Annotated in this window: 12 protein-coding genes; 11 read left to right on the forward strand and 1 reads right to left on the reverse strand. The window is 44.7% G+C overall.

Annotated elements, in window-relative coordinates; genetic code table 11:
* Positions 1-78 precede the first annotated feature (78 nt).
* The 10 genes from CEQ75_RS11895 (at position 79) to CEQ75_RS11940 (ending at position 10,676) form a co-directional block, all read left to right on the forward strand.
* Entirely contained in the window at positions 79-915 is an 837-nt protein-coding gene (locus CEQ75_RS11895; RefSeq protein WP_089610898.1) for an electron transfer flavoprotein subunit beta/FixA family protein, read from the forward strand.
* Positions 912-2,237, forward strand: a complete 1,326-nt coding sequence (locus CEQ75_RS11900; RefSeq protein ID WP_089610900.1) for an FAD-binding protein — start codon at positions 912-914, stop codon at positions 2,235-2,237. The genes CEQ75_RS11895 and CEQ75_RS11900 overlap by 4 nt, the downstream gene beginning before the upstream one ends.
* A 101-nt stretch (positions 2,238-2,338) precedes the next feature.
* Positions 2,339-3,631 carry an FAD-dependent oxidoreductase gene (locus CEQ75_RS11905; protein WP_089610902.1) on the forward strand — a complete coding sequence of 431 codons (1,293 nt, stop codon included), beginning with the start codon at positions 2,339-2,341 and terminating at the stop codon, positions 3,629-3,631.
* On the forward strand, positions 3,628-3,909 hold the full coding sequence (locus CEQ75_RS11910; protein ID WP_089610904.1) for a ferredoxin family protein: 282 nt from the start codon (positions 3,628-3,630) through the stop codon (positions 3,907-3,909). The genes CEQ75_RS11905 and CEQ75_RS11910 overlap by 4 nt, the downstream gene beginning before the upstream one ends.
* Before the next feature lie 101 nt (positions 3,910-4,010).
* Positions 4,011-4,601, forward strand: a complete 591-nt coding sequence (locus CEQ75_RS11915; protein WP_089610905.1) for a cupin domain-containing protein — start codon at positions 4,011-4,013, stop codon at positions 4,599-4,601.
* A gap of 264 nt (positions 4,602-4,865) precedes the next feature.
* Complete coding sequence (locus CEQ75_RS11920; RefSeq protein WP_089610907.1) at positions 4,866-5,528, forward strand: nitroreductase; 663 nt, start codon at positions 4,866-4,868, stop codon at positions 5,526-5,528.
* A 332-nt stretch (positions 5,529-5,860) separates the two neighbouring features.
* Positions 5,861-6,763: a glycyl-radical enzyme activating protein gene (locus tag CEQ75_RS11925; RefSeq protein WP_089610909.1), complete on the forward strand. Its 903-nt coding sequence runs from the start codon at positions 5,861-5,863 to the stop codon at positions 6,761-6,763.
* Between the two features lie 71 nt (positions 6,764-6,834).
* Positions 6,835-9,195 carry a trans-4-hydroxy-L-proline dehydratase gene (hypD, locus tag CEQ75_RS11930; protein ID WP_089612616.1) on the forward strand — a complete coding sequence of 787 codons (2,361 nt, stop codon included), beginning with the start codon at positions 6,835-6,837 and terminating at the stop codon, positions 9,193-9,195.
* 111 nt (positions 9,196-9,306) lie between these two features.
* The gene (locus CEQ75_RS11935; RefSeq protein ID WP_089610911.1) at positions 9,307-9,804 is read left to right on the forward strand and encodes a dihydrofolate reductase; all 498 of its coding nucleotides are present in this window, start codon (positions 9,307-9,309) and stop codon (positions 9,802-9,804) included.
* Positions 9,805-9,983: 179 nt separating this feature from the next.
* On the forward strand, positions 9,984-10,676 hold the full coding sequence (locus CEQ75_RS11940) for a CDGSH iron-sulfur domain-containing protein (RefSeq protein WP_089610913.1): 693 nt from the start codon (positions 9,984-9,986) through the stop codon (positions 10,674-10,676).
* A gap of 254 nt (positions 10,677-10,930) precedes the next feature.
* Here CEQ75_RS11940 and CEQ75_RS11945 read toward each other — a convergent pair whose 3' ends face one another.
* Positions 10,931-12,190 (reverse strand): copper amine oxidase N-terminal domain-containing protein, encoded by a 1,260-nt coding sequence (locus CEQ75_RS11945; RefSeq protein ID WP_089610915.1) that lies wholly within the window; start codon positions 12,188-12,190, stop codon positions 10,931-10,933.
* 454 nt (positions 12,191-12,644) lie between these two features.
* On the opposite strand from CEQ75_RS11945, the gene CEQ75_RS11950 reads away from it, so the two are divergent.
* Positions 12,645-15,113 (forward strand): leucine-rich repeat domain-containing protein, encoded by a 2,469-nt coding sequence (locus tag CEQ75_RS11950; protein WP_089610917.1) that lies wholly within the window; start codon positions 12,645-12,647, stop codon positions 15,111-15,113.
* Positions 15,114-15,469: the final 356 nt, after the last annotated feature.

Raw genomic sequence — 15,469 nt, forward strand, 5'->3', positions numbered from 1 at the left:
TTAGTTCAGGAAACCATCAGCTATTGTAATTGTTGCTTCTATGTTATTGTTGCTGCTATGCAAGAGAGGAGGGATTTTGTGCATTTCGTAGTTTGCTTAAAGCAGGTACCGGATACGTCAGAGGTGAGGATTGATCCCGAGACCAACACCCTGATGCGGGAAGGGGTGCCCTCAATTATTAATCCCTATGATATCCATAGTTTGGAAGAGGCTCTGCGTCTCCGTGAAAAGATGGGCGGACGAGTAACCATCATCAGCATGGGCCCCATGCAGGCCAAGGAGGCTCTGAAAAAAGCCATGTCCTACGGGGCAGATCGGGCCATTCTTTTGAGTGACCGGGCCTTTGGCGGCTCTGATACCCTGGCAACCTCTTATATTCTGGCCACGGCATTGGAAAAATTAAATGAAACAGAACCTATCGATCTGTTGCTGGCCGGTAAAGAAGCCATTGACGGCGACACCGCCCAGACCGGGCCCGGTATTGCCCAGCGCCTGGGCTTTCCCCAGCTTACTTATGTGATCAAAGTGAGAGAGCTGACATCAACCGCTATCACCGTGGAGCGGAAAACGGAGCATGGCCGCCAGGTGGTGCAGGCAGAACTGCCCGCCTTGCTCACTGTAGAAAAGGAACTGAACGATTTACGTTATGCCACCTTACCCAATGTGATGAAAGCATCCGGCTATCAACCGGAAATTTGGGATGCCAAAACCTTACCCTTTGATAAGACTCAAATGGGCCTTAAAGGATCGCCTACCAGTGTGACCCGAATTTTTGCGCCCCTGGGACGGAGCGGAGGAGAAATCGTCGATGGCAGCAAGGACCCGGCGGGTACTGCCGCCGTCATCGTGCAAAAGATTTTCCAGCAAAATATCATTGTAAAAAGTCCCCATATGAAGGGAGGGACTCAATCATGACCGTTGTTGTTGACAAGGCAAAATGTATTGGCTGCGGTGCCTGCGTGGTAGAATGTCCTGTAGAAGCTCTAGAACTTGTCGATGGGGTGGCGGTGGTTGATCCGGAAAAATGCCAGGATCTGGGTCACTGCGTCAAAGTCTGTCCCACCGATGCCCTTTCATTACCCCAATTGCCCATGGGGGCTAAAGAAACACCTGCCGAAAAAAGCGGAGCCGCCTTTGATGTGCAGGAGCCTTTGCCGGAAGGGATCAAAGAATATACGGATAAGGATCATACAGCCCCAAAGCCGACCAGTACTGACGTTCAAGGTGATGATCAGGGTTGGCACGGGGTTTGGGTGATTATTGAAGTCAATAGGGGAGTAGTCGCGCCTGTGTCCTGGGAATTGTTAGGTGAAGGGCGCAAGCTGGCTGATACCATCGGCTGTGAGCTTTGCGGCGTGATCATCGGATTTGAGATCGAAGATGTAGTTCCCCAAGCATTTGCCTATGGCGCGGAGAAGGTCTACCTGGTGGATCACCCTGTGCTGAAGGATTACCGTACAGAACCCTATACAGCTGCAATGGCAGACATCGCCAATCAGTACCGCCCGGAGATAATTCTGATGGGAGCCACCTCTATGGGACGTGATGTCTTTCCTGCCGTGGCCACCAAGCTGCAGACGGGGCTTACCGCCGACTGCACGGTGCTGGGTATTGATTCGGAGACGAAAAACCTGCAGCAAACCCGACCCGCCTTTGGGGGTAATATTATGGCGACCATTCTTTGCCGGACAAGCCGTCCCCAAATGGCGACAGTACGGCCCAGAGTGATGGAAATGCCGCCCAAGGTAGAGGGACGGACCGGTGAAATCATTATCGCCCCCTTTAATCATGGGGAAGATGATTTTCGTACTAAGGTTATTGAGTTTATCCCCGCAGTTGCCGGGAATGCTTTCCTGGATAAGGCAGAAATCATTGTTTCCGTTGGTTTGGGGCTTGGGGCCAAAAGGCATTTGGCCATGGCTCAGGAATTGGCTGACGTTTTGGGGGCAACCCTGGCCGGATCCCGGGGAGCGGTGGAGGCAGGCTGGTTAACCCATGATCAGCAGGTGGGGCAATCGGGGGTGACGGTGCGGCCCAAGGTTTATATCGCCATCGGTATTTCCGGTGCCATTCAGCATCTGGCCGGCATGGCCACCTCAGATTTTATCATTGCCATTAATAATGATCCGGAGGCGCCCATTTTTTCCGTGGCCAATTTTGGCATATCAGGGGATCTTTTTCAAATCGTACCGGCACTGACGGAAGAATTTAAAAAACGATTGGGCAGCGGTAATTAATTAATGGTTTAATAAACATAATGATTTAATGATTTGATAAATTAATGTCTTAATGAATCAATGGATGAAAATATTTAATGTCATACAGAGGAGGTGCAAGAGTGGAAAACTTTGATGTGATTGTCGTAGGCGGCGGCCCGGCAGGCTTGTCTGCTGCAATTAGCGCAGCTCGTGCCGGGATGAAAACCGTGGTCATCGAAAGGGGCGACTACCCGGGCACTAAGAATATGATGGGGGGAATTCTGTACACTGACCCCACTGATGATGTGGTGCCAGAATTTTGGAAGGAAGCACCTTTGGAACGGCCGATTATTGAACAGCGCTTTGGCATGCTTAGCGGTGATCAGTCGGTCATGGCCGCATACCGGGATCCGGTATGGGCGGATGAACCTTATAATGCCCATTCTATTTTTCGCGTGCCTTTTGACCGTTGGCTGGCGCAACAAGCAGAAAAAGCCGGTGTGATGATTATTACGGAAACCGTGGTGATTGATTTCCTTTATCAGGATCAAAAAGTGGTCGGAGTGCGCACGGGACGGGAAGAAGGGGAATTAGGAGCCAAAATGGTCATCCTTGCGGAAGGGGTTAATAATTTCCTGGCTGTACAGGCAGGGCTGGCCTATCCTTTAACAACGCACACTGTGGCCGTTGCTGTAAAGGAAGTCATCGCCTTACCTTCGGAAACCATCGAAGACCGTTTCTGTCTGGAGAAAGGGCAGGGGGCAACCATCGAATTATATGGTGATTCCACTGACGGCATGATGGGCTCCGCCTTTATCTATACCAATAGAGAATCCTTGTCCGTGGGTGTGGGTGCTTTGCTGGAACCCTTGATCCAAAAGCACTGGACGCCCAATGATCTGATCGAAGCCTTTAAAGCAAAGCCTTATGTGAAGCGCCTCTTGCAAGGGGGAGAAACCAAGGAATATCTGGCCCATTTAATCCCTGAAGGAGGATATGACCAGATGCCCAAGATCTACCGCCGGGGTTTACTGGTGGCGGGAGACACGGCAATGCTGATGAATTCCTTAAACCGGGAGGGTGCCAACATGGCCATGACCTCGGGGAAAATCGCCGGGGAAGTAGCGGCACAGTCCATCCAAAGGGATGATTTCAGCGACCAGGCCATGGCGGTTTATGAATCCCGCTTGCGTGATTCTTTTGTTATGAAAGATATGAAGCATTATCGCCATATGGGTAAATTCTTGGAAGAGAACCCTCATCTATTGGAAGAATACCCGGATATGGCTGCCCAGGTGCTCAAGATGTATTTAACTGTGGACGGAATCCCTAAAAAACAGCGGCAAAAGGAGATCCTGAAAAAGGTTTATCAAATACGTTCAAAAAGAGGTTTACTCAAGGATATTTATGGAGCATGGAGGGCATTTCTATGAATCTAAATGATAAGTTGTATCTGGTGCGCTTTAATACGGATCAATCCAGTCATATTCATATTATCGACGGAAAAGTCTGTCTCGAACAATGTATTGATAAACCCTGTACCCGGTTTTGTCCCTCTCATGTTTACCAGTGGGATGAGGAAGAAAAACGGATTGCCGTGGGCTATGAAGGCTGTCTGGAATGCGGTACCTGCCGTATCGGCTGTCCTTACGGCAATATTGACTGGCATTATCCCAGGGGCGGCTTCGGCGTCTCCTGGAAAAACGGTTAAGAAAATATTAATTTACCGGTGGGCAGGCACATTCTTTCTCTCTGCATCATAGATTAGAATTAGCTTAAAATTTGCCTATGATGATGAAAGGAATGAGCTTCATGTATCGTTTTCCCAGAATGTATCCCTGTCCATATCATATGCAGAACCAAATGTATCAGGCCGGACAGATGTCTCAATGTCCCTACTGTACCAATATGCCCATGCATAACCCCAGCCAATTGATGATGACGCAGCATCAATGTCTCCCCTGTCCCGATCAGTCGCCGGCGGGCACACCTATCCGGCTGATGGATTATGGGCCGAATCCTTTTGCTGTCAATATTGAGGAAGCCACTACCCAGAATGATAACTACCGTCTTGCTTTATGGACCGGTGAACATTTGCAGTTGACCTTAATGAGTATCGATGTGGGGGGAGATATTGGCTTAGAAATACATCCTCACGTTGATCAATTCATTCGCATTGAAGAAGGTCAGGGACTGGTGCAAATGGGTGACAGAAGGGATCAATTGGATTTTCAGGCTAATGTTTGTGCAGATTTTATTTTTATTATTCCGGCCGGCAAATGGCATAATCTGACTAACACAGGCAACACGCCGATTAAATTGTATTCGATCTATGCTCCGCCCAATCATCCTCATGGTACGATTCATCAAACGAAGGAAGATGCGGAAGAGCAACATGACTAAAAGTGAGAATACATATAGCAAATAACCTTATACCTTTAAAACGGACACTTTCCGAAAACGGGAAAAACACGGTCGCCCCGTGTTTTTTTCATTTTCCCATAGATTTATTTCCTGATTGTCTGATAGTCTGATAATCTGATAGTATAAAGAAAGGGATATCGATGGACCCCACTTGTATAATAGTAAAATACAGGGTAAACTAAATATGTGGTAAATTTTACTTAGCGAATTTTATTTAGAAGACTTAAAAGGGAGGAAAGAGTTATGGATGTTATTGAAGCTTTACAAACCCGTCGCAGTTTCAGGGCTTATAAACCGGATACAGTAGATCAAGACACGATCAGGAAGATTGTCGAGGCAGCTAATCATGCTCCTTCATGGGCCAACACTCAGCCGTGGGAGTTTTATGTTGCTTCCGGGCAGCCACTGGAGAATTTGCGCCGGCGATGTGTGGAAAATTTCCGCAATGGGGTTGCCATGGAGCCGGATATTCCTTTTGCAAAAGAATGGCCGGAAGCCCATAAAAGTCGTACCTTCAAGATGGGAGCAGCAAGATTTGAAACTTTAGGCATCGACAGGGATGATCAAGAAGGCAGAACAAAACTTACGGAAAATAATTTCAGATTTTTTGGTGCTCCGGTAATGATATTTCCCTGTATGGACCGCAATTTGCCCCAATGGTCCTTGTATGATATGGGAGCTGTGTCACAAAGTATCATGCTGGCGGCGCAGCATTATGGATTAAATACCGTAACTGCAATCATGATGGCAGCTTATCCCCAAATTATCAGGGAAGAGCTAAAGGTACCGGACGAGCTCTCGATTGTGATTGGAATTGCTTTGGGCTATGGTGATGCCGAAAGCGTTCAGAATAATTACGTCACTGAAAGACGTCCCCTTAATGAGATTCTGCATATTCAGGGATGATAAGTAAAATTAAAAATGGATCTCTTGGATCTCTTATGACGAAGCGCGGATCTTAAAGATTATTAAAGGTAAAAGCCAGGGAATTAACAGATACCCTGGCTTTATCAAATTTCAAGACCTTTATTCAGCTTTAGCTGAACGAGTTCACTTCCCACCGTATTTCATAATCTGTCTGAACAATGTTTCTGTAACTACCTCTTTAAATAATATCCCAAAAGTGTATAATTATATTAAACTTTGTATCGGAAGAACGGCCCATATCACTCCATGTAACGGGTTGTCAGACTATAAACTTGGCCGATGCCTAATCTGCTTTTTATGGAGGAAGTCCAGTGACCACAGCAATTATCAGTAACATTCAGAAATATTCCATTCATGACGGGCCTGGTATTCGCAGTACCGTCTTCTTAAAAGGCTGCCCTCTTCGTTGTGCCTGGTGCCATAATCCGGAAAATCTGTCCTTTCAACCGGAGATCCTTTATTATCAGGATAAATGTATCGGCTGCAACTCCTGCCTGGAAGCCTGTCCCAGTCAGGCACTGAGCGCATCTGACCAGGGTATCAATATCGACAAAGAGGCGTGTACCCAATGCGGCACCTGCAGCGAACTTTGTCCCACCCTGGCTCTGGAAAAGCTGGGCCAGGAAATGACTGTCGCAGAGGTACTGGCAGAAGTAAGTAAGGATGAAATCTTTTATCAGCAAAGCAAAGGCGGAGTGACTCTGAGCGGGGGAGAACCCCTGAGCCAGTTGGAGTTTGCGGTGGAATTTCTGAAACGCTGCCAAGAACGTGGTTACCATACCACCGTGGATACCAGCGGTTTTGTCCCGGAAGCAGCATTTGATGCTGTGTTGCCTTATGTAGATTTGTTTCTGTACGATCTCAAGCTTTTAGATGATGATGCACACCAAAGGCATGTGCAAGCACCGGCGGCTCCGGTCTTAAGCAATCTTCGTCATCTCGTGGAAAAAGGAGCCCAGGTATGGATTAGAGTCCCTGTCATTCCAACCATCAATGATGCACCGGAACAGATCCGAAGCATCGGTGCCTTGATGCAAGAATTGAAATTAAAGGAGATCTATTTACTCCCATATCATAAAATGGCAGAAGCAAAATATCAACGCATGCACCTGCCCTACACGATCTCCCATATTGAAGAGCCCACATCAGAGCAGATGCAGGAACTGTTGGAAATTCTCCGCAATTTGGGATTAAATGTGCATCTAGGAGGTTAACTAATATGGCTATTAATATGGAAACTAAAGTAGAAACTGAAGAGGAAACCAAAACGAATAAAAACCTGGGCATGAACGCGCGGATCCAAAAATTGCGTCAGCAAAGCGTCAGCACTGTGCCCACCATCTCCATCGAACGTGCCCTGCTGATGACGGAGGCTTATCAAAAATATCAGGGCAAGGTCTCGATCCCGGTGCTTCGTGCCTTGTCTTTTAAACATCTTTGTGAAAACAAAACGATTGTCATCCTGGATGGGGAACTGATTGTAGGCGAAAGGGGTCCCAAGCCGCAGTCCGCCCCCACCTACCCGGAGCTGTGCTGCCATACCATGGAAGACTTCGAAATCATGGATCAGCGTGATAAGATCTTTTTTAAGGTCAGCGACGAGGCAAAAACGATCCAGGAAGAGGTGATCATCCCCTTTTGGCAGGGTAAAGCCATCCGTGATTTAATTATGGAGCAAATGACGCCTGAATGGCATGCTTGCTACGAAGCAGGTATTTTTACAGAATTTATGGAGCAGCGTTCCCCCGGTCATACGGTTTGTGACGATAAGATCTATCACAAGGGCATGCTGGATTTTAAAGCTGAGATCAAAGAACAGCTTGCCCGGCTGGATTATGTTCATGATTTTGATGCCTATAATAAGCAAGAAGAGTTAAAGGCCATGGATATTGCCTGCGATGCCCTGATCATTTTTGCCCGGCGCCATGCGGCATTGGCCCGGGAAATGGCCGCAGCATGCACTGATGCATTGCGCAAAGCAGAGCTTTTTAAGATTGCCGAGAATTGTGAATGGGTTCCGGCCCATGCGCCGAGAACGTTCCATGAAGCCCTGCAGATGTACTGGTTTGTCCATCTGGGTGTGATCACGGAGCTGAACACATGGGATGCTTTTTGTCCCGGACATCTGGATCAGCATCTGGATCCTTTTTATCAAAAAGAAGTTGCCGCGGGCAGCCTTACCCGGGAAAGCGCCATGGAATTGCTGGAAAGCTTTTGGGTGAAGTTTAACAATCAACCGGCACCGCCCAAGGTGGGCATTACTTTGAAAGAGAGCGCCACCTATACCGATTTTTGCAACATCAACATTGGCGGTATGAAGGGTGACGGCTCCAACGGGGTCAGTGAGGTTTCTTATCTGCTCTTGGACATTATCAAGGATATGCGGATTTTGCAGCCCTCGACCAACGTGCAGATCAGCAAAAAGAATCCAGATAAATTCGTCATCGAAGCGGGGCGGGTGATCAGAGAAGGTATGGGTTTTCCCTCTGTCTTTAACCATGATGCGGTGGTTATGGAGCTGCTGCGTCAGGGCAAGAGCCTGGAAGATGCCCGCAAAGGCGGCACCTCCGGGTGTGTGGAAGTGGGTGCCTTTGGCAAGGAGGCCTATATTCTCACCGGTTACTTTAACATGGTCAAGGTACTGGAGATCACCCTGCATAATGGGATTGATCCCCAAACAGGGAAGAAAATCGGCTTGGAAACCGGGGATGCCCGGGACTTTAAGTCCATGGATGATTTAATGGAAGCGTTCAAAAAGCAGATCGCCTACTTCATCGATGTGGATATTCGGGGCAACAATGTCATTGAAAAAATGTATGCCCAATATATGCCTTCTCCTTTTATGAGCGTGATTATCGAAGACTGTATCACCAAAGGCAAGGACTATAACGCGGGCGGCGCCCGTTACAACAGCCGTTACATCCAATTTGTCGGCCTGGGCTCCATCACCGACTGCTTCAGTTCCATCAAAAAGCATGTTTTTGATGATCAATCTTTGTCCATGGATCAGCTGCTCACTGTACTTGGGGCGGACTTTCAAGGTTATGAAAAAGAACGCCAGATTTTTTTGAATAAGACGCCCAAATATGGCAATGACGACGACCGGGCAGACAGCTTGATCATGGATATGTTCGAAATCATCTACGAACTAACCAACGGCAGACCCACCCCCAACGGCGGTCAGTACCGGGTAGAAATGCTGCCCACCACCTGTCATGTATACTTCGGCTCTGTCATTGGAGCGACCCCAGATGGCCGGAAAGCCGGGGTAGCTCTCTCCGAAGGGATTTCACCGGTACAGGGAGCGGACAGATGCGGCCCCACGGCCGTGATCAAATCAGCGGCCAAGCTGGATCAGCTGCGCACCGGCGGCGCATTGCTCAATCAGAAGTTTACCCCCGGCGTACTAGCAGGAGAGACCGGTCTGGAAGGTTTGAAGGATTTGATCCGGGCATATTTCGCTCTGGACGGTCATCATATTCAGTTCAATGTGGTGGACAGTAAAATGCTTCAGGATGCCCAACGTCATCCGGAAAATTACCATGACCTGATTGTGCGAGTAGCCGGGTACAGCGATTACTTTAATAACCTGACCAGGGAATTGCAGGACGAGATTATTCAACGCACGGAACAGACTGGATTCTAGGGGAAATAGATGTAGGAAAAATCGATGTATTGGCTTATAATAATCTTAATGCAAGGATAATATAATGAGGCTATTATTAATGAAGCTATTACAAAAATAGGAGGGTTAAATATGCTAAGTTATGTGGTTGCTATTTCCCAAAACAATGTCATTGGCAAGGAACAAGGCCTCCCCTGGCATCTTCCGGATGATGCAAAATTCTTTAAGGAGGTGACCCTTTCCCAAAGCAAAACCATGATCATGGGGCGTAAGACCTTTGAATCATTGCCCAAGGTACTGCCGGGAAGAAAGCATATCATCCTCACACGCAATGAAGATTATCAGGTCAATGATGAGAATGTTGTGGTTATCCATAATTTGGATGATCTAAAGCCCATGATTGAAGCTCCGGAAGAGTATTTTGTTATCGGCGGGGCAAAGATATTTAACTTGCTTTTTCCCTACGTGGAGAAAATGTATCTGACGGAAATTCATGAAGATTTTCCGGGAGACACCTTTTTCCCCAGCTATGACAGGGGAGAGTGGAAGGTTATCGAGCAAAAGGAAGGCACCGTGGACGAAAAGAATCACTACAAGCATACCTTTTTTATACTGGAGAAAATCAAATAGCCTGAGTATCCTAGAATTAAGCGTGTCAAGGGAACGGAATTGTCGAAACTGCGTTCCCTTGACATTTTTTGAATAAGTAAGATCAAATGTAAGCAATAAGGCCGGGAACAGGCACTTTTCTGATTTTCACTTTAGGGAAAACCGAATTTCATTACTAATTTAGAAGGGAATTGATCCCAATGTCAGATCATAAAAAAGAACCCAGAATCAAAATCACGCATAATGGACCTTATCTTGTATCAGGTAAGGTACCACTATACGAAAAAATCATTGTACCAGTAGGAAAGCATTATGTGCTCCAAGATGGACGTGAACTGCCCCAATCTGATGTATATGCACTTTGCCGCTGCGGCAAATCAAAAAACACTCCATTTTGTGATGGAAGCCATGAGAAGGTCGGTTTTGTGGGCGAAGAAACTGCTTCAAAAACAAAATATGAAGACAGAGCCGATTATATGGAAGGACCTGGTATTGACTTATTAGATGATCATAGGTGTGCTCTTGCCCGTTTTTGCCATCAAGAAAAAGGAGATGCCTGGGAATTAACGGCAAGATCCGATCAAGATGACTGTAAAAAGGAAGCAATTCAGGCAGCATGTGAGTGCCCGTCCGGACGACTGACAGCTGTTGAAAAGACCGGGGCAAGAATTGAACCCACATATGAACCATCAATTGAGATCATTCAGGACCCGGAAAAGGGTGTTAGTGCAGGTATTTTTGTTAAGGGAAATATTCCTATCGAATCATCAGATGGCGAAACATATGAAATCAGAAATAGGGTTGCTCTGTGTCGGTGCGGTAGGTCAGGAAATAAGCCATTTTGTGATGTGTCACATGTATCTGGGAGATTTAAAGATAAAGACAAAGAATGATGGAGATAGTTTATTAACTTTCCTTAAACCATGGTGCTTGCATCATGGTAATTCTTTTTTTTCTGCAAGATAGCTGCTTCGCCCTTGAGTTTAGCGATATATCCGGATCCTTAGCGAGCATTAACAATATCATAACAGAAAAATATCGACAAGTATCCTCATTATGATGCTTATACCGTGCCAGAAGTTTCGTTACAAGACTCCAAGCAGCAAACAGTCAGGAAGGTTATACAACTTTCCTGACTGTTTGCTGCTTACTCACTCCTAATCATACTCTTGCCCCATGAGTTCAGGAGACCATTTTGGGAATCAACTTTCTTTTCCTCCATTTTAATATTTACTATTTTTAGCTCTTCATCCCAGTGAACTTGGGCACCTAACAATTCTGCAATGAAACGGGTCGGAAGGAATATCCGATTTTGACAAAGACGGGGCGGAATTTCCGGGTTTTCTTTGCTGCCGTTAATCCACAATTCAATCGTATTAGGGGAAGATCGTTGGGGGAGCAAGGATTTGTCTGTATTCACCAATACTCTTTTCGCTGCCCCGTCCCATACCACTTTTGCCCCCAGTCCTGACATGAGAGCGCGCAGGGGAACCATAAGACGGCCCTGTTCCAGGTATGGGGGAGCATCCGTAACCACCAATTGTTCGTTAACCGTTAACAAGGGATCCGGATTGGGTGCGACAACTTGGTAAGGCATTGATTCTCCCCCAGAATAAAAGATATAAAGGGAGTATTTGCCCGGAGTAATAGGCACCATTTCACCCTTTAAATTTTCCCCAAAGGGAGGCATCGTAATTTGGCTATTATATCGCCCTAATTTAACCGGAATGGAACCAATATACAAAGCATCCTTGGTGGGGAACCACCTTCCGTTGACCGCTTCATATTGATTTCCGCCAAAATCACCGCGCAGAGGTCCGATAAAAAGATTTATCTCATTTTTCTCTATATGTTCCCCTTGCACTGTATAGGCTTTCCCCAGTACCATCCTGTCCGGCAGTGAAATATTACTCTCCGGCACGTGAAAAAGTTCGAGCAGATTATTATACTGGACGGCAACCCCTGGATCCACACCAAAAGGTTCTTGCCCGGGTAAGGATAAATTAGCCATATCAGACGACAGAAACTGAATCGCAATCGTAGTATCATTTTTTAGCTTCAGAACCAGGTCCGTATCAAAGAAAGCGTTCCAGGCATCCTGTTCATAGTGTTTGATCGGGTGCTTGCTCATGGCATTGACTGCCTCAACTATTTTTTTCAGAGCAGGAAGATCTTCTTCCCGTTGATAAAACAGAGGCAGATAAGTTAAATCAGCTTGCCCTGCTTCCACGTAGTTAATATCCTCTACATGAAGTTCGTAAATATTTTGTTCTTCTCCCAGTGCCGCCACTGGGCTGGCCAGGGTGATCATAGTGCAGGTAAAAATCAAATTGGCCAGCAGCTTCCTCAAAATATACAGCATCTCAGCTTCCATGATAAGGTTCTTTTTTTGGCAAAAATTATTCACGGGTAACACCTCCTTCTTCCAATTACTTAAAAAGACGTATAAAACATGGAAAAAGTTCCTGCCTTGTTTGCGATAATATCACTTAGATTATATTTATAATGAAAATGGATTGATCCATGTAAGATCATAAAAAATAAGCCAAAATTAAAAATCACGTACAATGGACTATATCATGTATCAGGTAGGGTACAACTATATGAAAAAATCATTATACCGGTAGGAAGGCATTATTAAATCCAAGATGGACGTGAGCTGCCTCGCAGAATATGGTTTAAGCGGTCTCTAATGGTTACCCAAAGGAGGATTTCACAATTCCGCGGATAAAATACAGGAACTTTTCCCGTTAAAAATTGGTCTATAAATAAGATGAATATCTTGGGTAAATAATTGACAAGGGGTGAAGGCCTATTAAAAAGAGATTAGATTTCAAAAAAACTGATTTGGAGGCGGTAGAATGAAAAAGATCATGCTCATTGCTATGATTTGGTTGTTGGTGACTACTACTGGTCCAGCATTGGCGGTAAATATTAATGAATATAATCAAGACCTGGAATTAAACACATTTCAAGACAGCATTATTATGTCGTTAAACACGGATAAAGCTTTTGTTAATGGGAGAGAGATGTCGGGTAAAAAACCAATTCTGGAGAATGGCAGAACCATGGTGCCTCTGCGCTTTCTGGCAGAAAATTTGCAGGCAAAAGTAGACTGGCATCCAACAAAAAAAGAAGTGCAGATCAATGATGGGAAGAAAAAAATATTATTAACCATCGGTAGTAAAGATATGTTGGTGAATGGGGCGAAAATCAAAATTGACGATCCGGCAATACTCAGAAATGGAACTACATATTTGTCGTTTCAGACTATAGGGGATGCTTTGGGAAAAACGACAGAGTTCAAAAATGACGGCAAATTAATCATGGTCAGCAATCAACCAATGGATTTGAATCTGACCGCTCTGAATACCTTAAAGGCATCATTTGACGAAAATTATCAAGTGCTTTATGGTGATACCTGGGTGATAATTGCTGAAAAAAACAATCGATTATATGGCTGGGATCTGAATAACCGTAATGATTTTACGGACTTGGGTGACAATTTCACTAATGAACGGCTGAAGGAAGGGAAAGAACTTTATTTATCATTTCATATTGGGGACAGTACCATGGGTTCAGACCAAATATTTGCCATCTATCCCGATAAAGAAGTGAAGTTTATTTACTCTACTGATCTATTGGGGATGAAAGAAAAAGACGGCTGGTTATATATGCTGGTTGAAAATAACTTTTGGGCCATGATGCTCGATTCCATTGAATTGAGGAAAAAGTTCAGCGGAAATCTAATCAGATTAAATATTGCTGAAGCCATCACTTACCATGAAACAGCAAATAATGATGTTCCTTTTCAAGCGCAACAATTAGGTGAACCAGGCTATTTTTATGGCATACATCCAATTGTCGGCGATTATTATGGGAGAATAATTGTTCGTGAATTGAAAAGGGATCGCAACAGTTATATGTTTGACTGGGCAATAAAAGATGACGCGATTTACGCCATTGGAGTTGATTTTACTTCCGATCAAGCAGATAAAACCGTTGCTCAATATAAAATACCTTTTACCGGCAGAAGTCATGAAAAAATCCCAGCGACAGATGATGCGCCGGAACAATTAAGTGAAATTTTGGCCCGAGGACTGGCCGATACAGACATCGATTTAAAAGATATTGAAAATGGGATCCTCATTGAGCATAGCTCTTTCGACCTGAATCAAGACGGCAGGTCAGACGAAATGTATATGATTGCCAGCTCAATGAGTATCGATAATTATTTTACTGCCCCGGCATATTTTATTTACATCACTTCTCCTGACGATAAGTTTCGCATTATTCAACTGGATTTTCCTCCTATTGACTTAACGGAGGGAAACATCAATATTCAGTATGGCGATATCAGCGGAGATAAAATCCCGGAAATCTTTTATTCTGTGGATTATCCTCAACCGGAGCATGTGGAAAGATCGCCTCATATGCTGCAATATTCCCCCGAAACCGGAAAATTCTCGGACCTGGATATTGCAGGGGAAAATGATTTTCTCATCCGGGATTGGGGCATTGAAAAGAATAGTGAAAATAATAATGAAGAAGCGGAATTGTGGCTGGATCTTAAAAAGAACATCCATGATGACCAGGGTATACGCCATTACTTTCGCCTGTATCAAGATAGGTTGATAAAGCGGGAGAATTATGACAGAATAACCAATCCGGATATCAGCCATGAACAAGATCGGGAGGCAGTATTTGCCGATAGCAATTTGGAAAATATCGTGCGCAAGGAAATTGATAAATATGAGGGTCCAATTTATCAAAGTGAGTTAAAAGGGATTACCCGTTTATGGGCCGGGGGGAAAATGATATCCAACCTGAAAGGAATTGAATATTTGGCTGATGTTGAGGAGGTGGATTTCTCCGGAAACATAATCGAGGATTTACACCCGGTTGAGAAGCTGGTTAATTTAAAAGAAGCTGATTTTTCCGCAAACAAGATCCGTGATTTCAGCCCTCTCAACAAGCTAAATGCGCTGACGACATTGGATCTGTCATTTTGTGATATATCGGATCTTCAATCCCTTGGTGAAATGCCCAACCTGAAATCCCTTGATTTGGACTATAACAAGATTACTGATTTACGTCCGCTGGCAAAGCTGAAGGGATTACAGAATCTTTATTTATATAGCAACCAGATTAAAAGTATTGATCCGCTGGCCGCATTAACCAATTTGGAGAACCTGTCACTGCAGGAAAATCAAATTAAGGATGTTAGTCCGTTAAAAGACTTGACTTCTTTACAATCCTTGGGACTAACAGGAAATCCGATCAGCAATCTTGATGTATTGTCAACTTTGGAAGATACGTTTATTTATTGATGTTGAATTTCTCTCAAGTAGGTTAATCTATTGTGGCCGGTTTTTCAATGACTACGGTGGCCTACTATTAGATTACCATAGACAGCCGGACTGAAGATAGTTAAAGGAAAGCATCAAATAGTTTAAAGAAATAGAAAAAAAGCTTAAGAACGCCAGACAGGCATTCTTAAGCTTTTTTAATGATGAAAATGAAACAAACATTATGCAGTGGTTTTTAATTGATAAACATGAAATGTGAGGGTTGCAAAAAGCTGCATCAAGCAAATATTAAAACGTATTTCAATACATTTGTTTGTTTCATTTTATAGTATATCCTAAAATATTAGTTTATCAACAAAAATATAAAACTAGTAAAT

This window comes from Dehalobacterium formicoaceticum, from assembly GCF_002224645.1.
GTDB classification, from domain to species: domain Bacteria; phylum Bacillota; class Dehalobacteriia; order Dehalobacteriales; family Dehalobacteriaceae; genus Dehalobacterium; species Dehalobacterium formicoaceticum.